This is a genomic window from Streptomyces collinus, from assembly GCF_031348265.1.
Classification (GTDB): domain Bacteria; phylum Actinomycetota; class Actinomycetes; order Streptomycetales; family Streptomycetaceae; genus Streptomyces; species Streptomyces collinus.
Genome location: NZ_CP133771.1, coordinates 4,078,752 through 4,101,710, shown reverse-complemented (window position 1 = coordinate 4,101,710; position 22,959 = coordinate 4,078,752). Strand labels below are relative to the sequence as shown.

At 71.6% G+C, this 22,959-nt stretch carries 27 protein-coding genes; 21 read left to right on the top strand and 6 right to left on the bottom strand.

Going from position 1 to position 22,959, the window contains the following annotated elements; genetic code table 11:
- Positions 1-164: 164 nt before the first annotated feature.
- The 5 genes from RFN52_RS40085 to RFN52_RS18550 all read left to right on the top strand — a co-directional run bounded on the left by RFN52_RS40085 (position 165) and on the right by RFN52_RS18550 (position 2,313).
- Entirely contained in the window at positions 165-245 is an 81-nt protein-coding gene (locus RFN52_RS40085; RefSeq protein ID WP_350310325.1) for a putative leader peptide, read from the top strand.
- A 137-nt stretch (positions 246-382) separates the two neighbouring features.
- On the top strand, positions 383-1,228 hold the full coding sequence (locus RFN52_RS18565; RefSeq protein WP_184847748.1) for a sulfurtransferase: 846 nt from the start codon (positions 383-385) through the stop codon (positions 1,226-1,228).
- Between the two features lie 39 nt (positions 1,229-1,267).
- On the top strand, positions 1,268-1,555 hold the full coding sequence (locus RFN52_RS18560) for a DUF1416 domain-containing protein (protein WP_003991226.1): 288 nt from the start codon (positions 1,268-1,270) through the stop codon (positions 1,553-1,555).
- An 84-nt stretch (positions 1,556-1,639) separates the two neighbouring features.
- On the top strand, positions 1,640-1,900 hold the full coding sequence (locus RFN52_RS18555) for a DUF3099 domain-containing protein (protein ID WP_184847747.1): 261 nt from the start codon (positions 1,640-1,642) through the stop codon (positions 1,898-1,900).
- Positions 1,901-1,938: 38 nt separating this feature from the next.
- The gene (locus RFN52_RS18550) at positions 1,939-2,313 is read left to right on the top strand and encodes a VOC family protein (RefSeq protein ID WP_184847746.1); all 375 of its coding nucleotides are present in this window, start codon (positions 1,939-1,941) and stop codon (positions 2,311-2,313) included.
- Here RFN52_RS18550 and RFN52_RS18545 read toward each other — a convergent pair.
- Positions 2,307-2,669: a DsrE family protein gene (locus RFN52_RS18545; RefSeq protein ID WP_175433350.1), complete on the bottom strand. Its 363-nt coding sequence runs from the start codon at positions 2,667-2,669 to the stop codon at positions 2,307-2,309. The two genes, RFN52_RS18550 and RFN52_RS18545, sit on opposite strands and share 7 nt — an antisense overlap.
- A 218-nt stretch (positions 2,670-2,887) precedes the next feature.
- Between RFN52_RS18545 and RFN52_RS18540 the strand changes: the two genes are divergently transcribed.
- From RFN52_RS18540 to ygfZ, 6 genes are all read left to right on the top strand, one after another.
- A complete protein-coding gene (locus tag RFN52_RS18540; protein ID WP_184847745.1) occupies positions 2,888-3,463 on the top strand; it encodes a heme-binding beta-barrel domain-containing protein in 576 nt (191 codons plus the stop codon).
- Between the two features lie 302 nt (positions 3,464-3,765).
- Positions 3,766-4,434, top strand: a complete 669-nt coding sequence (locus RFN52_RS18535; RefSeq protein ID WP_184847744.1) for a hypothetical protein — start codon at positions 3,766-3,768, stop codon at positions 4,432-4,434.
- 13 nt (positions 4,435-4,447) lie between these two features.
- The gene (locus tag RFN52_RS18530; protein ID WP_184847743.1) at positions 4,448-6,064 is read left to right on the top strand and encodes an N-6 DNA methylase; all 1,617 of its coding nucleotides are present in this window, start codon (positions 4,448-4,450) and stop codon (positions 6,062-6,064) included.
- Entirely contained in the window at positions 6,064-6,717 is a 654-nt protein-coding gene (locus RFN52_RS18525; RefSeq protein ID WP_184847742.1) for a restriction endonuclease subunit S, read from the top strand. The genes RFN52_RS18530 and RFN52_RS18525 overlap by 1 nt, the downstream gene beginning before the upstream one ends.
- A gap of 30 nt (positions 6,718-6,747) precedes the next feature.
- Complete coding sequence (locus tag RFN52_RS18520) at positions 6,748-7,185, top strand: Fur family transcriptional regulator (RefSeq protein WP_184847741.1); 438 nt, start codon at positions 6,748-6,750, stop codon at positions 7,183-7,185.
- A gap of 10 nt (positions 7,186-7,195) precedes the next feature.
- On the top strand, positions 7,196-8,161 hold the full coding sequence (ygfZ, locus tag RFN52_RS18515) for a CAF17-like 4Fe-4S cluster assembly/insertion protein YgfZ (protein ID WP_184847740.1): 966 nt from the start codon (positions 7,196-7,198) through the stop codon (positions 8,159-8,161).
- A gap of 19 nt (positions 8,162-8,180) precedes the next feature.
- Here the strand turns inward: ygfZ and dtd are convergent, their stop codons facing one another.
- On the bottom strand, positions 8,181-8,606 hold the full coding sequence (dtd, locus tag RFN52_RS18510; RefSeq protein WP_184847739.1) for a D-aminoacyl-tRNA deacylase: 426 nt from the start codon (positions 8,604-8,606) through the stop codon (positions 8,181-8,183).
- A 211-nt stretch (positions 8,607-8,817) separates the two neighbouring features.
- Between dtd and RFN52_RS18505 the strand changes: the two genes are divergently transcribed.
- The 3 genes from RFN52_RS18505 to RFN52_RS18495 all read left to right on the top strand — a co-directional run bounded on the left by RFN52_RS18505 (position 8,818) and on the right by RFN52_RS18495 (position 11,959).
- Entirely contained in the window at positions 8,818-9,450 is a 633-nt protein-coding gene (locus tag RFN52_RS18505) for an RsiG family protein (protein WP_184847738.1), read from the top strand.
- Positions 9,451-9,530: 80 nt separating this feature from the next.
- Positions 9,531-10,793, top strand: coding sequence for a GNAT family N-acetyltransferase (locus RFN52_RS18500; RefSeq protein ID WP_184847737.1), 1,263 nt, complete (start codon positions 9,531-9,533; stop codon positions 10,791-10,793).
- Between the two features lie 248 nt (positions 10,794-11,041).
- The gene (locus RFN52_RS18495; RefSeq protein ID WP_184847736.1) at positions 11,042-11,959 is read left to right on the top strand and encodes a winged helix-turn-helix domain-containing protein; all 918 of its coding nucleotides are present in this window, start codon (positions 11,042-11,044) and stop codon (positions 11,957-11,959) included.
- Positions 11,960-11,995: 36 nt separating this feature from the next.
- Here RFN52_RS18495 and RFN52_RS18490 read toward each other — a convergent pair whose 3' ends face one another.
- Positions 11,996-12,184 (bottom strand): hypothetical protein, encoded by a 189-nt coding sequence (locus RFN52_RS18490; protein WP_031143363.1) that lies wholly within the window; start codon positions 12,182-12,184, stop codon positions 11,996-11,998.
- 148 nt (positions 12,185-12,332) lie between these two features.
- On the opposite strand from RFN52_RS18490, the gene RFN52_RS18485 reads away from it, so the two are divergent.
- From RFN52_RS18485 to RFN52_RS18460, 6 genes are all read left to right on the top strand, one after another.
- Positions 12,333-13,223: a winged helix-turn-helix domain-containing protein gene (locus RFN52_RS18485; RefSeq protein WP_184847735.1), complete on the top strand. Its 891-nt coding sequence runs from the start codon at positions 12,333-12,335 to the stop codon at positions 13,221-13,223.
- Between the two features lie 29 nt (positions 13,224-13,252).
- Positions 13,253-14,008, top strand: a complete 756-nt coding sequence (locus RFN52_RS18480; RefSeq protein ID WP_229856706.1) for an HAD family hydrolase — start codon at positions 13,253-13,255, stop codon at positions 14,006-14,008.
- Positions 14,009-14,217: 209 nt separating this feature from the next.
- Entirely contained in the window at positions 14,218-16,407 is a 2,190-nt protein-coding gene (locus RFN52_RS18475; RefSeq protein WP_184847733.1) for an aminoglycoside phosphotransferase family protein, read from the top strand.
- Between the two features lie 26 nt (positions 16,408-16,433).
- Complete coding sequence (locus tag RFN52_RS18470; RefSeq protein ID WP_184847732.1) at positions 16,434-17,057, top strand: TetR family transcriptional regulator; 624 nt, start codon at positions 16,434-16,436, stop codon at positions 17,055-17,057.
- 40 nt (positions 17,058-17,097) lie between these two features.
- Positions 17,098-19,116, top strand: a complete 2,019-nt coding sequence (locus tag RFN52_RS18465) for a HelD family protein (RefSeq protein WP_184847731.1) — start codon at positions 17,098-17,100, stop codon at positions 19,114-19,116.
- 31 nt (positions 19,117-19,147) lie between these two features.
- Positions 19,148-19,771 (top strand): RraA family protein, encoded by a 624-nt coding sequence (locus RFN52_RS18460; protein WP_184847730.1) that lies wholly within the window; start codon positions 19,148-19,150, stop codon positions 19,769-19,771.
- Positions 19,772-19,818: 47 nt separating this feature from the next.
- Here the strand turns inward: RFN52_RS18460 and RFN52_RS18455 are convergent, their stop codons facing one another.
- Genes RFN52_RS18455 through RFN52_RS18445 form a run of 3 tightly spaced genes read right to left on the bottom strand, consistent with a single transcriptional unit; the run spans position 19,819 to position 22,103 of the window.
- A complete protein-coding gene (locus RFN52_RS18455) occupies positions 19,819-21,000 on the bottom strand; it encodes a GDSL-type esterase/lipase family protein (RefSeq protein WP_184847729.1) in 1,182 nt (393 codons plus the stop codon).
- A gap of 5 nt (positions 21,001-21,005) precedes the next feature.
- On the bottom strand, positions 21,006-21,593 hold the full coding sequence (locus RFN52_RS18450) for a TetR/AcrR family transcriptional regulator (RefSeq protein WP_184847728.1): 588 nt from the start codon (positions 21,591-21,593) through the stop codon (positions 21,006-21,008).
- 48 nt (positions 21,594-21,641) lie between these two features.
- Positions 21,642-22,103, bottom strand: coding sequence for a DUF2269 domain-containing protein (locus RFN52_RS18445; protein WP_311240991.1), 462 nt, complete (start codon positions 22,101-22,103; stop codon positions 21,642-21,644).
- 200 nt (positions 22,104-22,303) lie between these two features.
- Between RFN52_RS18445 and RFN52_RS18440 the strand changes: the two genes are divergently transcribed.
- Positions 22,304-22,957 carry a class I SAM-dependent methyltransferase gene (locus tag RFN52_RS18440; RefSeq protein ID WP_184847726.1) on the top strand — a complete coding sequence of 218 codons (654 nt, stop codon included), beginning with the start codon at positions 22,304-22,306 and terminating at the stop codon, positions 22,955-22,957.
- The last annotated feature ends 2 nt before the right edge of the window (positions 22,958-22,959 follow it).

The window sequence follows — 22,959 nt, the reverse complement described above, 5'->3', positions numbered from 1 at the left end:
CGAGACGATGACGTCCGCCGCTCAGATGTGACGGCCGATACATCCGGTCACGGCCCGTGCCCCGAGGTCGCCGACAGCCCTCTGATCCCACATTGCGGATTATCGCGTCTCAGTATGCGACACACCGGTGACATGCCCGCCTGACCGTCCCTACGATCGACGCTATGAAGCGACAGGCGGACCTCACGAAGCGGCGGGCAGTAGACCTGTGCCGCGTCGCCGCCATGCTCTGTCGCACCTTCTGAGCGATCGCGTCGGCAGTCGCGCCGGCGCGCGCATCCCCGCAGCCCCGCATCTCGGGCACCCGTGCGCCGCCCTGCCTCAAGGGCGCGCCCTGCAGACCTCGCACGCCCCGCCGTAACTGCCCCGGAGGAGAAGAAGCATGAGCCGCAACGACGTCCTGGTCGACGCCGACTGGCTCCAGGAGCACCTGGACGACCCGACCATCGCCATCGTCGAGGTGGACGAGGACACGTCCGCCTACGAGAAGAACCACATCCGCAACGCCATCCGGATCGACTGGACCCAGGACCTCCAGGACCCGGTCCGCCGTGACTTCGTCGACCAGGAGGGCTTCGAGAAGCTCCTGTCCGACAAGGGCATCGGCAACGACCACACCGTGGTCCTGTACGGCGGCAACAACAACTGGTTCGCCTCGTACGCCTACTGGTACTTCAAGCTGTATGGCCACGACAGCGTCAAGCTCCTCGACGGCGGCCGCAAGAAGTGGGAGCTCGACGCCCGCGAGCTGGTCCCCGGCGACGAGGTGCCCGAGCGCTCGAAGACGGACTACAAGGCCAAGGCCCAGGACACGTCCATCCGCGCCTTCCGCGACGACGTCGTGGCCGCCATCGGTTCGCAGAACCTCGTCGACGTGCGCTCGCCCGACGAGTTCTCCGGCAAGCTGCTCGCCCCGGCCCACCTGCCGCAGGAGCAGTCGCAGCGCCCGGGCCACGTCCCGTCCGCCCGCAACATCCCGTGGTCCAAGAACGCCAACGACGACGGCACCTTCAAGTCGGACGACGAGCTCAAGGAGCTCTACGCCGAGGAGCAGGTGGACCTGGCCAAGGACACCATCGCCTACTGCCGCATCGGTGAGCGCTCCGCGCTGACCTGGTTCGTCCTCCACGAGCTGCTCGGTGTCGAGAACGTCAAGAACTACGACGGCTCCTGGACCGAGTACGGCTCCCTCGTGGGCGTGCCGATCGAGCTCGGCGCCAACAAGTAACCCTCCCCGACCGACCTTTCCAGACTTCAGGAGTACGACATGTGCGGTGCGAAGGCCGGCGGCCCCGACGCCTCGACGATCAAGCCCGGTGAGACCACCATCCAGGGTCAGGTGACCAAGGACGGCGAGCCCGTGGTGGGCTACGTCCGTCTGCTGGACTCGACCGGCGAGTTCACGGCCGAGGTGCCGACCTCGGCGACCGGACAGTTCCGCTTCTACGCGGCCGAGGGCACCTGGACCGTCCGTGCCCTCGTGCCCGGCGCCACCGCCGACCGCACGGTCGTCGCCCAGCAGGGCGGCCTGGCGGAGGTCGCGATCGCCGTCTGACGACGACAGATCCTCGAAGGGCCGCACCCCCGGGTTGGACGCCTGGGTGCGGCCCTTCGGCCTGCCCGGACCTACGCTGGAGACATGTACGCACGGCGGCGTCACACGTACTTCGCGATGATGGCCCTCTGCATCGGCCTCTTCGTGCTGGCCTGGGGTGTCGTGCGGCTGTGGTCCGTTCCCGTCGCCGTCGGGATGTGCGTGGTCGCCATGGTCATCCCGCCCGTCGCGGCCATGGTCGCCAACCGGCGCGGGCCCGAGGACCGGTGGTGGGACGACCCCTCCGGGGATCCCCAGTCCGACGAGTGGTGGGACGAGCTGGACGGCAAGAAGCGGCCGCGGTGAGCGGCGTCCGCCCCGTCCGCCCGGGGTATCCGCACCCCATGAGACTGACAGCGGCGGTCCTGGACGCCCCGGACGCCCGGGAGCTTGCGCACTTCTATCTGCGGCTGCTGCCCGGCTGGGGCGTCCGGCGGGACGAGGACGGCCCCGACTGGGTCCACATCCGGCCGCCCGGCGGCGGCACGGGGCTGTCCTTCCAGACGGAACCCGACTACCGGCCGCCGGTCTGGCCGAGCGAGCCGGACCGGCCGCGGATGATGGTCCACCTCGACATCGAGGTCGACGACCTGGAGCGGGAGACCGCGCGGGCCGTCGCCGCCGGGGCGCGGCTCGCCGCCTACCAGCCCCAGGACGACGTGCGGGTGCTGCTGGACCCGGCCGGGCACCCGTTCTGCCTGTACACGGAGTCTCAGTAGACGAGCGCCTGCGTCCCGTCCGCCATCGCCTCCTGGACGAAGACCTGCGCGCCCGCGATCCGGACACCCTTGATCACGTCCTGCTCCGTGATCTCGCGGCGGGCCGCGCACTGCGTGCACAGCGTGACGCGGCCGGCCGTGAGGAGGGAATCCAGCAGGTCGGGCAGGGGTGCGGCGTGCGGCAGCTCGAACTCGGCGGCCCGGCCGGGCAGGGCGAACCAGGCGGATTCGCCGGTCAGCCACAGGGACACGTCGACGCCGCTCGCCACGGCCACCGCCGCCACCGTGAACGCCTGGGAGCACCGTTCGGGAGCGTCGGCCCCCGCCGTCACCTTGATCACCAGCTTCTTCGCCATAGCCGGAAGAGTAGTCCGGAATCGAAGTGCCGAAGGGGCCCGCGTAAGCTGGCCCCCGGCCCTGTGCACCCATTCGCACCCCCGCTCAAGGAGCACCCCGTGGAGATCTTCTTCGAAATCCTGTTGGTCCTGGTCGCCGTCGGCGTCCTGGCCTTCGCCGGACTGACCGTGAAGAAGCTGTACCAGGGCCAGCGCTGACCCACGTCTAGGAAGTTCCCATGATCGAGATCCCGTCCGACCTCCACAAGGACCTCGTCCCGCTCGCCTTCCTGCTCGGCAACTGGGCGGGCGCCGGCGTGCACGACTTCCCCGGCTCCGAGAAGTGCAACTTCGGGCAGGAGGTCTCCTTCACCCACGACGGCCGGGACTTCCTGGAGTACCGGTCCCACAGCTGGGTGCTGGACAACGACGGCAACAAGGTCCGTCCCCTGGAGTCCGAGCACGGCTTCTGGCGGATCGACGCCGCCCGCAAGGTCGAGGTGACGATGACCCGCGACGACGGCGTCATCGAGATCTGGTACGGCGAGCTGGCCGACAAGAAGCCGCAGATCGACCTCGTAACGGACGCGGTGGCCCGCACGGCCGCCTCCCAGCCGTACACCGGCGGCAAGCGCCTGTACGGCTACGTCAAGAGCGATCTGATGTGGGTCGGCGAGAAGCAGACCCCCGAGGTCGAGCTGCGCCCGTACATGTCCGCCCACCTCAAGAAGGTCGTCACCCCGGAGGAGGTCGAGCGCTGGGCCAAGGCCCTGCCCGACGACATGCCGGACGACGGGATCGCTTTCTTCAAGTAGTCCCCCGGCTCTGCAGGGCCCCGCTGAATTCTGCGGGGCCCTGTTTCACGCCTGGGGGTTAACAAATACGCAAGCATGCCAATGCGCTTGCGGTACCTGTCCGTCTGTGGCTAGGCTGCGGATGTCTTCGCGGGGAGCTGTGGATGCAGGAAACCCCGGCCGCAACATGCCTGCGGCCGGGGTCTCCGAAGCCGTGTCCCGGGCGGCATGCAGAGCAGAGGCGGACCCAGGACATACGTCCAGCAGGCTACCACAAACGCAGCCGTTGGTGCGTGCGTCTGCCATCGAGTGAGGGGGAAACGGTGGACGACCACCTGCCGGAGTGGCTGTTGAAGGCCTTTTCAAAGCCACGTATGGCTTCGTACCTGACCGCGGCGGGCGGTGACACAACGGTGGCGATGCGCCTGTACTGGTGGAACGTCGCCGTGTCGGCCACGCTGTACGGCCCACTGCACTGTCTCGAAGTCACCCTCCGTAACGCCCTGCACGACGAACTCACGCGGTTTCACCGACGACCGGACTGGTGGTCGTGCGCACCCCTGAGCCGCAACGGCCTCCGGCTCGTCGACGGGGCGCGGGAAAAGTGTGAGCGCAACGCGGTCGCTCCAGCGTCGGAGGACAGCATCGTCGCCGAACTCTCCTTCGGCTTCTGGATCTCTCTCGTCAGTGGCGCGCGGGGTTACGACCGAGGTTTCTGGGTGCCTGCCACACACAAGGCGTTCCCCCACTACAGGGGACGCCGAGCCGATCTGCATGACGCCTTGCTCTCGCTGGTCCGGTTCCGTAACCGGATCATGCACCACGAGCCGGTCTTCCACCGGCACCTCGCCGCCGACCATGCAAAGATCTACCGCGTGCTCGGCTACCTCAGCCCTGAGCTGGCCGTGGAGGCACAGGCCATGGACCGGTTCCCGGTGGTGCTCGCCGACCGGGCAGATGTCCTGCGCGGTGCCAGACCGCCGCGGTTCTGAGGAGGCAGACGCTGTGAGCGATTCCGAATTCGCCGGTGTGCTGGTCTCCCGGCCGGACATCGCGCGCCTCGCGCAGGTGAAGCGTCCGGCCGTCACCAACTGGGAGCGTCGGCACCCGGACTTCCCGTCGCCCGTGGACCCCGGCGTCGAGGCCGAGCGGTTTCGCGCCGGCGAGGTGCTGGCCTGGCTCTCCGCGCGGGCCGTTCCCGCGAACGCCCGGCGTCCGGATGAGCCGGCTGGCACGACGTACGGCGACCGGTTCCGTGCGGGGCTGACCGGAGGCACGGCCGGCGGGCTTCTCCGGGCCGTCGAGCGGCTCGCGGGACCGGAGGCGGACCGGCTGCGGGGCCCCATGTCCCTGGACCGCTATCTCCTTTGGCTGCTCTACCTCGTCCTGAACCAGATCGTGGGACCCGACGGCGGCCTGGCCAAGGCCGTGGAGGACTTCCGCGGGATGGTGCGTGACTTCGATCCACCCGAGAAGACAGTTCCGCGCCGACTGCTGGCCGAGCTCGCCGGGGTGCTCGACGGTACGAGCGCGGGTTCCGCGCAGGAGAGCCGAGCGGCGTTCGACCACGTCCTGGTGCTCTGGCGTGCCGCGCACGCGCGCGAGGGCGGTGCGTTCTTCACTCCGTCCTCGGTGAGCAGGGTCATGGCCGGGGCACTGGCCGCCGTACGGCCCGGGGCGGTGAGTGTGCACGACCCGTACAGCCGTACAGGGGAACTGCTCGTCGCCTATCTCGACGCTGTTGCCGAGCGTGGTGACAGCGCACCGCCCCAGGTCGACGGCCGGGTGCCCGAGGCTCGGGAACGGCAAGTGGCGGAGATGAACCTGCGGGTCCACCACGGTCGGGCGGTGCGGCTCGGCGAAGGACACTTCACCCCCGCGTTCGATCCTTTCGCTGACCCTCCCGGCGCCTTCGACGTCATGCTGACCAACCCGCCTTTCGGCCGGCGCCTGGAGGACATGGCACCGCCTGCGTACTGGGTCTACGGCACCGCCCGCCGGACCGAGTTCGACTGGCTGCAGTACATCGTCTCGCGGCTCTCTCCGGAGGGACGGGCCGCCGTACTGCTGCCGGCCGGGGCCTCCTTCAACGCCGGAGCTGCCGAGACGGTTCGGGCGGGGCTGGTCGAAGCGGGGGCCGTCGAGTGCGTGATCGCCCTTCCCGCCGGGCTTTTCGCGCTCACCGCCGTCAAGACGCAGGTCTGGTTCCTGCGTGCTCCCGGCACACGGCAGGCGGCGGAGCCCGAAGTCCTGTTCGTGGCAGGGGAGCACCTCGGACACCAGCTCACCCGGACCCAGCGGGCGCTGGCGGACGAAGATATCGCGCAGCTGGTGGGGGAGTACGTGTCCTGGCATACGGCGGGGGCGACCGGACGGCCCTTCTCGGGCACCCCCGGCTTGAGCCGGGCCGTGCCCGTGCGGGACATCACAGATCAGCGCCACAGCCTGTATCCCGCGCGGTACGTCCGGGCGTCCGCCCAGGCCTCGGCGGCAGCGGCAGCCGGCGCCGCCGAGATCAGGGACCGGCTTGCGAGGCTGGCGGAGGAGATCACCTCCCTGCACGCGCGGGCGGAAGCAGCCGATGCCGAAGTGGCCCGACGACTCGGGAGCTACGGACTGTGATGACGAGCGACGAACCCGCGCTGCCGACCGGCTGGTCGCGCCGTCCTCTGCGGGAGCTGTGCGGGTCCATCCAGGCCGGGCCGGCCCAGCGCGCCGAGGACAAGAGCCGTGCCAGGGTGAGCGGCGGAACCCCTCTGGTGCTCCCCCGTGACCTGCGCGGCCGGCGCATCGTCACCGAGGAGGCCGCGTCCGTCCCCGCCGTCCCTTGGGAGCGGGCGCGGTCGCTGACGAAATACGAGTTGGCCGAGGGCGACATCCTCCTCACGCGGACCGGTACCGTCGGCCGCTGCGCCCTGGTCACGGCGGAGCACACGGGCTGGCTGTTCCACCCCAACCTGGTACGGCTCAGGCTGCCCGAGGCGGGACCGGTCACGGCCGCGTACCTCGTCGCCTACCTCAGCGCGACGGCCGCGCAGGACTGGATCAGGGCCCAGGGAGTGGTGGTCGCGGTCGTCCCGTCGCTGAGCATCCGCACTCTGAGCGAGCTGCCCGTCCTCCTGCCACCGGACGCCGAGCAGGCGGCGATCGGCGCCACGCTCGCCGCCCTGGACGACAAGATCCAGGCACACACCGAGATCGCCCGCGCGACCCGCGAATACCGCAGCGAGCTCGCCGACGCCCTGATGAACGGCGTTCTCCCGGCCGAGCCGTGACCCGGCCCACTCGGGCCTAGACTGGACGCCGTGGTGAGCACCGACTGGAAGAGCGATCTGCGGCAGCGCGGCTACCGGCTGACCCCGCAGCGGCAACTCGTGCTCGAAGCCGTGGACACACTTGAGCACGCGACCCCCGACGACATCCTCGTGGAAGTGAGGAAGACGGCGTCGGGGGTCAACATTTCGACGGTGTACCGGACGCTGGAGCTCCTGGAGGAGCTCGGTCTGGTCAGTCACGCGCATCTGGGGCACGGGGCGCCGACCTACCACCTCGCGGACCGGCACCACCACATCCACCTGGTCTGCCGTGACTGCCAGAACGTGATCGAGGCGGATGTCTCCGTGGCCGCCGAGTTCACGGCCAAGCTGCGGGAGACCTTCGGCTTCGATACCGACCTGAAGCACTTCGCGATCTTCGGCCGGTGCGAGGACTGCACGCTCAAGGCTTCAAATACCGAGTCGTAGGCTTACGGATATGAAGAGCCCCCTGCTGACCCTGCCCGGCGCCGTCCCCGCCGAGGGCGTGGACGAAGGCGTCGCCGCCCACTACGGCGACCTGTTCCGTGAGCAGCGTGCCCTCGCCGACGGCACCGGATTCGTGGACCTCTCACACCGAGGGGTCGTCGCCGTCACCGGCGAGGACCGGCTCGCCTGGCTGCACCTGCTGCTCACCCAGCACGTCAGCGACCTCCCGGCGGGCCGGGCCACCGAGGCCCTGATCCTCTCCGCGAACGGCCACATCGAGCACGCGCTGTACCTCGTCGACGACGGCGGGACGGTCTGGGCCCACGTCGAGCCGGGCACCCAGGAGGCGCTGATCGCCTACCTGGAGTCGATGAAGTTCTTCTACAAGGTCGAGGTCGCCGACCGCACGGCGGACACCGCGGTCGTGCACCTCCCGGCCGGGTCCATCGCCGAGGTCCCCGACGGCGCCGTCGTACGGGAGACGCCGCACGGACGGGACCTGTTCCTGCCGCGCGCGGAGCTGGAGGCCTACGCCGCGCAGGCCGGGCCGCCCGCCGGGATCCTCGCCTACGAGGCGCTGCGCGTGGAGCAGCACAGGCCCCGGCTCGGCTTCGAGACCGACCACCGCACCATCCCGCACGAGCTGGGCTGGATCGGCTCGGCGGTGCACCTGCAGAAGGGCTGCTACCGGGGGCAGGAGACGGTCGCCCGGGTGCAGAACCTGGGCAAGCCGCCGCGCCGGCTGGTCTTCCTCCACCTCGACGGCAGCGAGGTGCACCTGCCCGTGGCCGGGACGGAGCTCCGGCTCGCGGACGACGGGCCCGACGGCCGGAAGATCGGCTTCATCACGACCTCCGCGCGCCACCACGAGCTCGGGCCGGTCGCCCTCGCCCTGGTGAAGCGCAATGTGGCGGTGGACGCCCCGCTGCTGGCCGGGGACACCGCCGCGGCCCAGGAAGTCGTCGTCGAGCCGTAGGACTTGTAGATCTTTCGGGTCAGATGTCGATCTGCACGGTGAAGGGGCCGTCGTTCGTCAGCGATACCCTCATCGCCGCCCCGAAACGGCCCGTGGCCACCGTCGCGCCCAGCGATCGCAGCCGGGCGACCACCTCGTCGACCAGCGGCTCGGCGACGTCGCCGGGGGCGGCCGCGTTCCAGGTGGGGCGGCGGCCCTTGCGGGCGTCGCCGTAGAGGGTGAACTGGCTGATCACCAGGAGCGGGGCGTCGACGTCGCTGCACGACTTCTCGTCGTGCAGCATGCGGATCGACCAGAGCTTGCGGGCCAGCTGGGCCGCCTTCTCCTTGGTGTCCTCGTGGGTGACACCGACGAGGACGCACAGCCCCTCGCCCTCGATCGCCCCCACGGTCTCGCCGTCCACGACGACGCTCGCGCCGTCCACCCTCTGCACCACAGCTCGCATACGTCCATCATGCAGGGCGGTGACATCGGTGCCGCGGGCGGTCGGCGCATGGCCCGAAAGGGTGGTTTGCGCGGACGCCAACAGCCCCTGCACGGACGTATTTTGCTGCTATACCGCCCATCTGGGGTCTATCGGGGGCACTCGTTGCCATAGCGGCCACTTGGGGTGGCACGATGCTTGCACACACCGGTCGAGGGGACGGTTGAGGCACATGAGCACATCAAGCACCGGACAGCAGCTGGCGGCTTTCCGGTCGACGTACACGGGGATCGGCGCGTCGGAGTACCACCGGCCGCCCACACAGCGCACGGACAGCCCGCGGCTGCCCTCGGACGCCTCCGAACCCGAACTGCCCGCGCTGAGCCTGCCCGACCTGCGCACGCTGCGCCGCGAGGCCCAGCGCGACGAGGCCGACCTCAGCTATCTGCGGCGGCTGCTCCAGGGGCGGATCGACATCCTGCGCGCGGAGGTCGCCCGGCGTACTCCCGCGGGCGTGGCCTCCGTGGCCGTGCCCGGCGAGGGCTCGGTGGTGGAGCGGCTGGCGGAGATCCTGCGGGACGGCCCGCCCCGGCACCGCTCCTCGGCCCGCCACCTGACCCTGGGCACCCCGCAGGGCGAGGAGTACCAGCGGCTGGCCGCGGAGATGCTCGCCGAGGTCGAGCTGTCCGACCTGGAGGCACGCACCGTCCAGGAGCTGAACACGGCGATGGGCCGGCTCGAACGCCACGAGCAGCAGGTCTCCCGCCGCCGCCGGCGGCTCCAGCACACGGCCGACGAGTGCAGCGCGGAGATCGCGCGCCGGTACCGCGAGGGGGAGGCGCAGGTCGACGACCTGCTGGTGTGAGCCGTCCCGGGGGGCCCGGGGGAGGGCCGGCGGTCGGTTATTCACGCGACACCGACCGGCCCTCCGCCTAGCGTGAGTTCATGACCTCCGCGTCCCGCGCCGACGACATCGACGTACGCCCGATCACCGCGTCCGAGTTCACCGACTGGCTGCGTGCCGTGAACACCGGCTTCCTGCGGGTGCCCACGCTCACCGAGGAGGAGATCGAGGGCCGGCGCGGGAAGTTCGTCGAGGGCCGCTACCTCGGAGCCTTCGACCACGGCAGGTGTGTGGCGACCTTCAAGTCGTTCGACCAGCAGCTCACGGCCGTGGGCGGGGCGAGCGTCCCGGCGGACGCGATCTCGGGCGTCACCGTCACCGCCACCCACCGCCGCCGCGGGCTGCTCAGCCGGATGATGGCCCGGGACCTGGCCGCCGCGAAGGAGCGCGGGGACGTCGTCGCGACGCTGATCGCCGCTGAGTACCCGATCTACGGCCGCTACGGCTTCGGGCCGGCGACCTGGATGGCGGAGTGGACGGTCGACGTGCCGCGCGCCGGCCTCGACGCCCGCCGGGCGGGCCCGGCGGACGGCGGGCGGATCGACCTGGTGGAGGGCGAGGACGTCCGCAAGCTCGGCCCCGAGCTGCACGAGCGGCTGCGCCGCGGCCGGCCCGGTGTCATCGACCGCGATGAGCTGTGGTGGAAGTGGAACACCGGCGCCGTACGGATCGACCCGTCCTGGAAGGACCCGTTCTACGCCGTGTACCGCTCGGCGTCCGGCGAGGTCGAGGGCATGGCCGCGTACGACGTGGACGACAACTGGGGTGACGCCAAGCAGCCGTTGAACACGGCGACCGTGCGGTGGCTGCTCGGCGTGACACCGGCCGCGGAACGCGCGCTGTGGGAGTACCTGTGCTCCATCGACTGGGTCGTGAAGGTGAAGAGCGGCTGGCGGGCGCCCGACGACCTGCTCCCGCACTTCCTGCCCGACCCTCGGGCGGCCCGGATCACCACGCTGGCGGACTGGCTGTGGGTCCGGATCCTGGACGTCGTGCGGGCACTGGAGGCGCGGACGTACGAAGGGCACGGGGCGCTGGTGCTGGAGATCGCCGGAGTGGACGGGCTGACCGGCGGGCGCTACCGGCTGGAGGCCTCACCCGAGGGGGCGTCCTGCACGCCGACCACCGAGAGCGCGGAACTCGAACTGGGACTGGGCGAGTTGGGAGCGCTGTGGCTCGGGGACGAGTCGGCGGTGCGGCTGGCGGCGCTGGGGCGGGTGCGCGAAGAACGAGCGGGCGCCGCCCGGAAGGCCGACGCCCTGCTGCGTACGTCCGGGCGGCCTTGGTGCCCGGACATGTTCTGAGGCGCTCCCTCCTGCCGGTGTGCTGGGACCCGCATCCGTAGCGAGCTGTTCAGTTGTGGTTGTCGTGCGGCCGAGCCGGCCGGGCGGGACTCCCGGCTCCCCTCCGGAAGGGAGTCCCTGAGCGGGTGGCCAACCCCCTGAAGGTCTGACCATGTTCCCCAAGTTGGTTACCAACTTCACTGTTCTTATCTCCGCTTGGAAGCGGCTCATAACCACCTTTCCGTGAACTGCCACAAGATGGCGGGAAGTTGTACTGTTCAGATGTGGACCCGGAACACGACTCCGTCAATGGACGGAAGAGGTCGCAGCGGCCACAGAGAACACATCACGAGGTGGCCGACGCGCTGCGCGCCCGGATCAGGTCAGGGGCGCTGCGCCCCGGTGAGCGCATGCCCACCCAGGCCCAGCTGGCCCACGAGTTCGGCGTCGAGCGCGGGGCGGTGCGGCAGGCGCTGCGCCTCCTGCAGTCCGAGCGGTTGCTCACCAACGTGTCCAAGGGCAGCCCGGCGACCGTCGCCCCCGACCCCGCGGGCGCGCTGACCGGCCCGCAGGCCCCGCCGCTGCCCACCACGGTGGCTCTCGCGTCCCGGATAGCCACGGCGTTCGCGGCGGAGCACGTCGAGATCGACGCCGTGTGCCTGACGTCCATCTCCCTCACGCTCGCGATCGGGGAGCCGTTGCGGCAGATCCACGCCGGGCGGCTGAAACCGGCCAAGGTCGACGTGCGGGTGCTGCTGCCGAGCCGGGACATCGACCTGGCCTTCCCGGTCCCGGTGGAGGGGCGCGGGGACGACTGGGTGCACGAGCGGTGGCTGGCGATGCGCAACGCCCAGGGGCAGGTCCTCCAGCACAATCTGCTGGCCCTGCGCGCCACGCACGGCATCGATGTGCAGGTCACGTTCCGGGCGCTGCCCTTCACCCCGCCGGTGAAGCTGTACCTGCTCAACGGCACGGAGGCGCTGTTCGCGTACTACACGCTGACGCGCCGGGAGGCCGAGGCCGAACACGAGCAGCCGGCGCTGTACGACGCCCAGGGCACCCAGTCCATGCTGTTCGCCTTCCGGCAGGGCGCCGGGCTGCGCGACACGACGTTCGTGGAGCAGTCGCACCTGTGGTTCAACGCACTGTGGGAGACGATCAGTTCGGAGCTGGTGCTCACGGGCTGACGTCTCCCACGGGCCGTTCCGGGGTGGCGCGGTGACTCATCGGGCGGGCCCCGTCATCAGCAGCGCGAGCACGACCGCTCCCGCGGAGCTGACGGCCGGGCTCTTGGCCTTGACGCCCACGGTGAGAAGGATCAGGCCGACGATACCGGCCGGACCGTACTTCCACTGGACGAGCTGCTCGAAGGCGACGACGAAGGCGGCGGAGAGGAGAGCGAGGGCGGGCATCGGTGTTCCCCCTTCGGAAGTCCGGAAGCAAAACTTCCGCCAACTCCGAGAAGTTGGCAACCAACTCTGATTAAGTTGTCCCCACTTGGCCCCTAGTCATAAACAACTTTCAAACAACTCCCGCCAGATGGATCAGAGTTGTAGCGTTTTGGTCGTGACCCAGGAGAGCGTGGCGGAGAACGTGGCAGTGAACGGCAGCAGAAGGTCATCGCCCCAGGAGATCGCCGACAGCCTGCGGGAACGCATCCGGGCCGGTGATCTCAAACCCGGGGACCGCCTGCCCACCCAGGCCGAACTGGCGGAGGAGTTCGGCGTTGAGCGCGGCGCGGTCCGCCAGGCCCTGCGGGTCCTCCAGGAGGACGGTCTCCTCACCAACGTCAGCAAGGGCAGCCCGCCGAAGATCGCCGCCCCGGTTCCGGCCCGGGGCGAGCCCCAGCCGACGATGGTGGGGCTGGCGCCGCGCCTGACGGAGGCGTTCTCGGCCCCGCGCGTCTGCGTCGACGTCGTCTGCCACACCGCGGAGACGCTGATGGTCGCCATCGGCGAGCCGTTGCGCCTGATCCACGAGGGCCGCATTCACCCCGAGGCCATCGACGTCCGCATCCTGGTCCCCTCCCGGGACATCGAGCTGGCCTTCCCCGTCCCGGTCGAGGCACACGGCGACGACAACCCGGTCCACCAGCGCTGGCTGGCGATGCGCAACGCCCAGGGGCAGGTCCTCCAGCACAATCTGCGGGCGCTGCGCTCGACGCACGGCATCGACGTGCACGTCACGTTCCGGGCGCTGCCGTTCACGCCGCCGGTGAAGCTGTACCTCCTCAACGAGGAGGAGGCCCTGATGGGCTACTACATGCTGACCAGGCGAGCGGAGGAGTGGGGCAGCCAGACTCTGGACATGTACGACGTCCTCGGCTCCCGGTCCCTCCTCTTCTCCTTCGTGAAGCGGGCGGGGCGGCGGGATGCGGCTTTCGTCGAGGAATCCCAGAAGTGGTTCAACGCCCTCTGGGAAACCATCACGACGGACCTGACACTCTCCTAGTGAACTCTGATGCGACGCAGACTGGTGCGGTGCCCTTCGAGACCGAGAATGATCCGAATCGACTCCCTCATCTGATCAGACGGGCCCAAGTCGTGCTGTGGGACTTCGACGGCCCCATCTGCCGCCTGTTCGCCGGGCACTCGGCGGAGCGGGTGGCGGGCGACCTGGTGTCCTGGGTTGAGGGCCGTGGCCTGCACGGCCTGCTCACCGACACCGAGCGCGAGTCCCTCGACCCGCAGGTGGTGCTGCGCGCCGTGGACCGCCGCCACCCCGGCAGCGACCTCGTCGCCGAGCTGGAGGAACGTCTCACCCAGGAGGAACTGCGGGCCGCGTCGTCGGCCTGGCCCACCGAGTACGCGGACCCGCTGATCCGCACCTGGACTGCGGTGGGCTCCCGCCTGGCGATCACGACGAACAACTCCCCGCGCGTGGTCCGCAAGTACCTCGCGAGCCGCGGCCTCCTCGACTGCTTCGCGCCCCACATCTACGGCCGGACCCAGGAGCTGCGCCTTCTGAAGCCGGATCCGCACTGCCTGAACCGTGCGCTGAGCGCGATGGGGGCGGCGCCGGAGGACGCGCTGATGATCGGCGACACGACCCCCGACCTCCGGGCGGCGGAGCGGGCCGGTGTGCCGTTCCTGGGCTACGCGCGCAATGAACACAAGGCCAAGACCCTGCGGGACGCCGGGGCCGAGACGGTCCTCGTCTCCCTTCAGCCGCTCTTGGAGCGGCTGCGCGCACAGGCGGGCCCGCCGGGCGCCGGCGGAGCTCCGGGGCGGGTGTAGCATTCCCGCACCGCGCGCACCGATTGAGTCGAACGCCCGGCCTCGTTCGTAAGGGAAGAAGCCAACCGGCCGCCATCGAACGGGCTCGCGCCGTCTCATGCAGACGGGTGGCAAACCACCCTCAACGGCTCACTCCGCATGCGCTGAGCGGGCCGCGTATCTACCGTTTGCCATACCGTTCTCCCCTTCTCGCACATCCGGAGCGGCCAGTGGGCGCATCCCCTCGTCCCCGTCCTGTTCTCGGGGAGCGCGCCTCGCACGACGCCACCTGCCGGGCCTTCGTGAAACTCGCCGCCGAACTGGGGCAGGAGACCGGCGGCCACCACAACCGGAACTACCTCCTTCCGCTGACGGAGGGCATGGCCCGGATGGTCGGCGGTGAGGCGGGCGCGTGGGTGACCGTCCGGATCCGGCGCCCGGACGCGCTGCCCGTGGTCATCCGGACCTGGCAGAACGAGGCCGACGTCCTCGAAGCCGTCCGGGGGGTCCTGCCGCACACGCCGCGATCCCTGGTCGAGCGGGACGGGTTCTCGATCCACAGCTTCGTGGACGGCGTGCCGCTCTCCAGCGTCTGCGACTACGGCAAGCCCGTCGACACCCTGTTCGTCAAGGCACTGGCCGGTCTGCTCGCCCGGATGGCCCAGGTGCGGCGCGGCGCGCTGCCCGCCCTGCCGCCGGTCTGGCCCCGCAACGACACGGACAGCCAGGGCTTCCTGCGGACCCTGGTCCACCTGGCCGACCAGCAGATCAGACGGCCCAACCGGGACGGGTTCGGCGGGTTGTTCGCGGCGCTGGGCATCCCCGAGGACGCGCTCGCCGGGCTGGCCGGGCGGGTGCCCGCCATGGCCCGGCGGCCGTACAGCCTGCTCCACGCCGACCTGCACCGCGACAACGTGATCGTCTCGCACGCGGGGGACCCGCCCCTGGTCTGCGTCGACTGGGAACTCGCGACCTACGGCGACCCGCTGCACGACCTCGCGACCCACCTCGTCCGGATGCGGTACCCGGCCCACCAGCGGGCCGAGGTGGTCGACGCCTGGGGCGAGGCCATGCAGCAGGTCCGTCCGGCCGCGGTCAACGGTCTGGCCAAGGACCTGCGGCACTATCTGGCGTTCGAGCGGGCGCAGTCAGTCTTCCCGGACGTGATGCGGGCCGCCCGGTCGCTGGAGGAATCGTTCACGCAGGCGAGCCTGGACGAGGCGACGGCCGAGGTGCGGCGGGCCCTGGAGGCGGCGGCGGAGCCGCTGCGGCTCGTCGCCGTGCCGAAGGAGGGCGAGATCCGGCGGGCCCTGTTCCGGTGGCTCGTGTCGCGGAAGAACGGGGACATCAGCGGCCGGGCGTGGGTCGCTGAGGCGTTCGAGTGGCAGCCCGACCGGCGGGTGCCCGAGCGCTCCGGCTTCCCGTCCGCGGCGGTCCGGGAGGCCCTGCTGGCGGAGGGGGCCGCGCCCGCGGGCCGGGTGTTCAAGGGCACCGCGCACCTGAACACCGTGGTGGCGGTGCCGGGCTTCGACTCCCCCGTGGTCGTACGGCGGAAGCTGCCCGACGTGTGCCGTCGGGAGCGTGGCTTCCTCAGCGAGCACGCCGTGCTGCGTGCGATCGAGGAGTCGTCCGCCCGGGTGGCCGCACCGCGGGTGCTCGCCCTGGGCGAGACCTACCAGAGCGACACCATCGCCCTGCACACGTACGTCGGGCCGCGGGACGTCGACCGGCCCCCCAACCACCCGGTCCACGGCCTGCTGCCGCACGAGGCGGACGGCCTGGTGGACCAGCTGTGCGCCCTGACGCAGGTCAGGTACGAGCAGGTCGACCCGCTCGCCGGCCAGGGCGCGTTCCACGACTGGCTGCGGGAGCAGCTGATCTCCCTGGTACGGGACCTGCCGAAGGCGTCGCAGCAGGCGGCGCGGCACCTCGGGCTGCCCGACCCGGACCGGTTGCAGCTGATCCTCTCCCGGCACGGGGTGAGCGACCGGGAGCCCGCGCTCCTGCACGGCGACCTGAACCCCTGGAACCTCGTACGCCGTGACGACGATCTGGCGCTGACCATCATCGACTGGGAGATGGCCGTCGTCGGCGACCCCCTCTACGACCTCGTCCGGCACCTGCACCTCACGCCGACCCGGCCGGAGATCAGGGAGCGGATGTTCCGCCGCTGGGAGCGCCGGCTGCCCGCCGAGTACACCCGCGACTGGCGCAAGGACTGGCGGGTGTACCGCCGGCTGGAGATCGTGCGCTCCGCCTACGTCGACCTGGACCGCATCGTGACGGGCGTGAGCCTGGACGCCCCCAACGTCCGGCGGGCGGTGGACTCCTACGCGGTGACGCTGGCCGTCGCGACGGGTTCGCTCGGCCTTCCGGTGCCCTCCACGGCCACCCCGTACCTCGCCCGCGCCCTGGCCTGACCCCACCGCTGCGTAGGCTCCCCGGTATGACCAACCCCGGCCTGCGTGAGCGCAAGAAGCAGCGGATGTACGAGACCGTGTCGGACATCGCCGTGCGGCTCTTCATGGAGAAGGGGTTCGACGCGGTGTCCGTCGCGGAGGTGGCGGCGGCTGCCGAGATCTCGAAGCCGACCCTGTTCCGGTACTTCCCGGCCAAGGAGGATCTGGTGCTGTACCGGATCGCCGATCACGAGGGGGAGGCCGCCCGGGTGGTCGCGCAGGCCGGGGGGACGGCCGTGGAGGCGCTGCGGCGGCATTTCCTGGAGGGGCTGGAGCGGGGGGACCCCGTGACCGGGCTCAGCGACCATCCCGACGTGCTCGCCTTCCACTCCCTGCTCTACGGGACGCCCTCCCTGGTGGCCCGGGCCTACACGCATCAGGAGCGGTCGGAGGCCGCGCTCGCCGAGGTGCTCGGGGGTGATCTGGACGCGCGGCTCGCGGCCGGGCAGATCATGGCCGTGCTGCGGGTGCTCGCGCTGGAGAACTGGCGGCGGATCGCGGCGGGGGAGCGGGTGGCGGACGTGCGGCCGGACGCGGTGGCGGCGGCGGAGCGGGCGTTCGGCCGGCTCGCGGCCGGGCTGCCGCCGCATCTCTCCGGTGAGACGCGGTAATTTATTTAACTCGGTCACGTTTTCGCGTACGCTCGGTGGAATGACCTCGACCGAGCCTGCCCTTCAGCACGTCCTCGACCAGGAACGCGCCCACCACGAGCGCTGCCGGACCGCCCTCGCCGCGATGGTCGAGGGCGCCGGTGAACAGGTCGTCATCGGCGAGGACGTGTCCGCGTCCGGGGCCGATGCCGAAGTCCTCGGATACCGGCTGCGCAGCCGGGCGAAGGCGCTGCGGGAACTGCCCGAGGGGCCGCTGTTCTTCGGGGCCCTGCGGGGCGGCGAGGGACAGTTGCACATCGGGCGGCTGCGGATCTCCGAGCACCCGGCCCAGCCGCCCCTCGTCGTCGACTGGCGTGCGCCCGTCTCGCGCGCCTTCTACCAGGCCTCGGCCCGGGACCCGCAGGGCGTCGCCGTGCGGCGCCGGTTCGGATGGGCGGCCGGGAGCAGGGGCGACTCCGGGGATCTCACCGGCCTGGAGGACGAACACCTGGAGCAGGGGGAGAGGCGCGACAGCGAGATCGTCGCCCGGGAGATCGAACGGCCCCGGGTCGGGCCCATGCGGGACATCGCCGCGACGATCCAGCCCGAGCAGGACGACCTCGTCCGGGGGGATCTGGCGCTGTCGGTGTGCGTGCAGGGCGCGCCGGGCACCGGCAAGACCGCCGTCGGGCTGCACCGGGCCGCGTATCTGCTCTACACGTACCCGCAGCGCATCCGGCGCGGCGGTCTGCTGATCCTCGGGCCCAACCGCACCTTCCTGTCGTACATCGCCGAGGTACTGCCCGCCCTCGGCGAGACCGGCGTGCGGCAGTCGACCCTGGGGGAGGAGATCGCGCGCGGTCCGGTCCGGGGCGTGGACGACGAGCGGGCCGCCCTCGTGAAGCACGACGCCCGGATGGCCGGGGTGCTGCGGCGGGCGCTGTACGCGAGGGTGCGCGCCGAGGGGAACGGCGCGGAGATCGTCCTGCCGGACGGGGCCTACCGGTGGCGGGTGCCGGCGGGGCGGCTCGCGCGGATCGTGGCCGGGGTACGGGAGGAGGAACCGCCGTACGAGGTCGGGCGGGAGCGGGTCCGGGCGCGGATCGTGCGCTGTCTGCGCGAGCAGGCCGAGCGGCGGGCCGGGCCGCCCCCCGACTCCTGGGTGCGGCGGGTCGAGCGGGCGCGGCCGGTGTCGGCGTACGTCGACACCGTGTGGCCGCGGGTGCGGCCCGAGGAGGTCGTGGCCGGACTGCTCGGCGACGAAGGGGCGTTGGCGGCGGCCGCCGAGGGGCTGCTCGACGCCGGTGAGCAGCGGGCCCTGCTGTGGGAACGGCCCCCCCGGTCGTGGAAGTCGGCGCGCTGGTCGGCCGCCGACCTCGTGCTGCTCGACGAGGTCGCCGGGCTGATCGCGCATCCGGAGGGGTACGGGCACGTCGTCGTCGACGAGGCGCAGGACCTGTCCCCGATGGAGTGCCGGGCCATCGCCCGCCGGGCCCGCTTCGGTTCGCTGACGGTGCTGGGCGATCTGGCGCAGGGGACGACGCCGTGGGCGGCCCGTTCCTGGCGTACGGTCCTCGCGCACCTGGGGAAACCGGACGCGGCCGAGGTCGCCCTGACCACCGGGTTCCGGGTACCGCAGGCCGTCGTCGGGCTCGCCAACCGGCTGCTGGAGCGCCTCGACGTGGAGGTGCCGGCGGCCCGTTCGCTGCGCGGGGACGGAGAGTTGCGGATGCGGGAGACGACCGTCGACGGCGTGCCCGGGGCGGTCGTGGCGGCCGTCCGGGACGCGCTGGGCCGGGAGGGCTCGGTCGGGGTCGTCGCGGCGGACGCGGACGTCCCCCGGGTGCGGGCGGCCCTGGACGCGGCCGGCATCGGGGCCGCGGGCCCGGACGAACTCGGCGCGCGGGTCGCCCTGGTGCCGGCGAGCGTGGTCAAGGGCCTGGAGTACGACCACGTCGTGGCGGTCGAGCCGGCGGCGATCGCCGAGGCGGAGGAACGGGGGCTGCACCGGCTGTACGTGGTGCTGACGCGGGCGGTGTCCCGGCTGGAGGTCGTCCGGGGGAGGGAACTGCCGTTCTAGGGAACCTTTTCGACGGCTAGGGTCCGCTGTCATGGCTGACGTCGACGCGTTCACGGACATCCCCACGACCACACTGGCCGACCTGCTGGGCCGCGGGCAGGTCATGGACATGGGGATCCGGCCGCTGTGGGGCCCGGTGCCCCGAGTGGCCGGACCCGCCTTCACCGTACGGTGCCCTCCCGGCGACAACCTGATGCTGCACGCGGCGATCCACCGGGCCGGTCCCGGCTCGGTCGTCGTCGTGGAGTCGGGCGACCTGGACTACGCCCTGGCCGGTGGCAACGTCTGCGCCGTCGCCCGGCGCCGGGGCATCACCGCGTTCGTCGCCGACGGGCTGATCCGCGACCTCGCCGAGGTCCGGGAGATGCGCTTCCCGGTCTTCGCGCGCGGCGTCATCCCCATCCCGGGCACCAAGTCGGCCGCACGGCCGCTGAACGAGCGGGTGCGCTGCGGCGGGGTGGACGTGGACGCGGGTGACGTGGTCGTCGCCGACGAGGAGGGCGTCGTGGTGGTCCCCGGGGCCCGCCGCGAGGAGGTGCTGGTCGCGGCCCGGGCCAAGCTGGCCAAGGAGGCCGAGGAGTCCCTGGACGCGTGGGAGTCGGCCCACCGCGCGCGCATCGACAAGATCCTGGCGGACCAGGGCTTCGAGGACTGACCGGCCGGCCTCAGCCGGTCGGTCGGCACGCCGCGGCGGGGTACCGCTCATCCCTCCTCGGCGAAGGGCCCTCCCTTCCTGAAGGCCAGTTCGTGGAAGCGGTCGCCGATGTGGCGGTGGGTGGCGGCGTCCGGGTGGACGTGGTCGGGCAGCGGCAGGGCGGCGGCGTCCTGCGGGCCGTAGAGGTCGAGGCCGTCGAGGTAGTGGAGGTTCGGGTCGTCGGCGGCGCGCTGTTCGACGATGCGGGACAGTTCCTCGCGGATGACGGTGAGGGTGAGTTTGCCGGTGGGCGTCTCCGCCGGGTCGCCCATGGCGGCGAAGACCAGACGGCCCTTGCCGATCTCTTCGCCGTCCGGGGCGGTGGGGCCGGGCGTGTCCTCGTGGATGGCGCAGTGGATGGGGGAGACGAGCAGCAGCGGGGTGTCCGGGTGCCCGTCGCGGATCGTGTCGAGGAAGCCGTGCACGGCGGGCCCGAACGCGCGCAGCCGCATCGCGTCCGCGTTGACGATGTTGATGCCCGTCTTGACGCTGATCAGGTCGGCCGGGGTGTCCCGCATGGCGCGCGCGGTGAACGGGTCGAGCATCGCGCTGCCCCCGAAGCCGAGGTTGACCAGTTCCACACCACCGCGCAGCGCGGTGATCGCCGGCCAGATGGCCGTGGGGCTCGCGGCGTCCGAGCCGTGGCTGATCGAGCTGCCGTGGTGCAGCCACACCCGGCGGCCCCGGTCCGGCGCGGGCACGACGGGCGCGTCCGTGCGCAGGGCGACCAGCTCGGTGGTCTCGTTGTGCGGCAGCCAGATCTCGACGTCCTTGTCCCGCGCGGGCAGACCCGTGAAGCGGACGGTGCCGACCGGGCCGGACGTGACCCCGCCCGCCCAGGTGGCCAGGTCGACGGTGAGGACGTTGCCGCCGGTCCCCGAGGCCTGGCCGGCCGGGACGCCGTCGACGAGCAGGTCGTACAGCCCGTCGGGGCGCGGCGGGAAGCCGGTGTAGTCGCGCTTGGTGCGCAGCGTGTCCAGTTCGACGGCGGTCGCGGCGGTACGGAACACCAGCCGTACGCCGGAGGGCTGGGCCTCGGCCATCGCCAGCTGCGCGTTGGTGTTCTGCGCGCGGGCCCGGGCCGGGAGCCGGTGGGGGAGCAGACCGTGCTCGGTGTGCTCCACGTCGAGGGCGCCGCGCAGCAGGTCCGCCGTGAGGGGGGTGGTGATCCAGTCGTGCTCGGAGTGCATGGGTGTCAGCCTCGGGGATCGGTAGGGGCCGCGGGCCAGTTCCGCAGCAGGGCGTCGAGGGCGTCGAGGATCCGGGCCCAGGTCTCCTCGGTGTCCGGCGCGCTGTGGCTGAAACCGCCGCCGAGCTCCAGGCTGACGTAGCCGTGGAAGACGCTGCCGAGCAGCCGGACCGCGTGGGTCTGGTCCGGTTCCGTCAGGTCGTAGCCGCGCAGCAGCGCCCGGGTCATCTGCGCGTGCCGGACACCGGCGCTCGCGGCCGCGGTCTGCGGGTCGAGCCGCAGCTGGGCCGCGGCGTAGCGGCCCGGGTGTTCCCGGGCGTAGTCGCGGTACACGTTCGCCAGGGCGGACAGGGCGTCCTTGCCCGCCCGTCCGGCCAGGGCCTCGGCGGCCCGGTCGGCGAGTTCCGCGAGGGCGAGCAGGGCGATCCTCGTCTTCAGGTCGTGGGAGTTGCGCACGTGCGAGTAGAGGCTCGCGACCTTGACGCCGAACCGCCGGGCGAGTGCCGAGACGGTGACCTGCTCGAAGCCGACCTCGTCGGCGAGCTCGGCGCCGGCCTGGGTCAGACGCTCGGGCGTCAGTCCTACGCGTGCCATGAGGGCTCTCCCTTCTGCCTGAAGAGAGTGTGCCCCTGCCTAAAGTCTTTAGGCAAATACTCGTGGCATTTCGCTTCCGCGGCGGGTCTTCCCCCAGGGCTTCAGGACGGAGATCACCGTCATGAAGACGTACGCGGACAGCGACACGACCGGCCCGAACAGCACGACACCGGCGTCCGGCAGCGGCCCGCCCGCGGCGACGGCCGTGACCGCGGAGTTCACCCCGGGGCGCAGCGCGAACACCGTGGCGGTGGTCGTGGCGAGGGTCAGCCAGAACTTCGTGTACACCCAGCGGTACCTGGCCAGGCCCCACTTCGTGCCCAGTGACAGCAGCAGGCCGCTGAGGAGCGTGAGGAACGCGAGGGGCAGCAGGAGCCAGTCGGCGAAGAGCTTCATGGCCCGGACGGAGGCCTCCACGGTCGCGGCGGATCCGTTGGCGGCGGCGGTGATCCCGAGCGCGAGCAGCCCCAGCGTGAGCCCGAGCCAGCCGGCGGAGGCGATGACGTGCACGACGAGAGCGGCCCGGCGGGCCGGGCGGCCGAGTCTTGGCGGCGGGCCCGGGCGCGGCCTGGCCGGCTTGTGTTCGGTATGCGTGTCCACGCCGGACACGCTGCCGAACCGGGGCCGCAGGGTCGTCCGACGGCGGGAGCAACCCGGCGTACTGGCGTCGGAGTACGGGTCGTGTCACCGCCGTCGCCTAGGTTCGAGGCATGACCGAGCCCTCCCACCTCACCGCGGTCCGCGAGTCCTACGACGCCGTCGCCGCCGACTACGCCCGGCGCGTCAAGGAACCGGCCGACCTGGACCCGGTGTCCCGCGCGATGCTGGCCGCGTTCGCCGACCTCGTCCGGCCCCCGCACCCCGGGCCGGTCGCCGACCTGGGCTGCGGCCCCGGCAAGGTGACGGCACATCTGGCCGCCCTCGGGGTTGAGGCGTTCGGCGTGGACGTGTCGCCGAGGATGATCGAGCTGGCCCGGGAGGCGTACCCGGAACTCCGTTTCACCGTCGGCTCGATGACCGCGCTGGACATCGCCGACGGCGAGCTCGGCGGCATCCTCGCGTACTACGCCACCCACCACACCCCGCCGCAGTGGCTGCCGACGGTGTTCTCCGAGTTCCACCGCACCCTCGCGCCCGGCGGCCGGCTGATGCTGGCCGGCCATGTCGGCGACGACGAGCGACTCCGCCCGACCCACGCCTACGGCGACCACCCGGTCTCCTACGCGTCGTACCTGCTCCCGCCGGACCGTATCGCCGAACTCCTCCACCGGGCGGGCCTGGTGGTCACGACGCGGGTGGTGCAGGAGCCGGAGGGAGGGTCGAAGAGGCAGGTGGGCACGTTCCTGGCGTACAAGCCGGAATGACG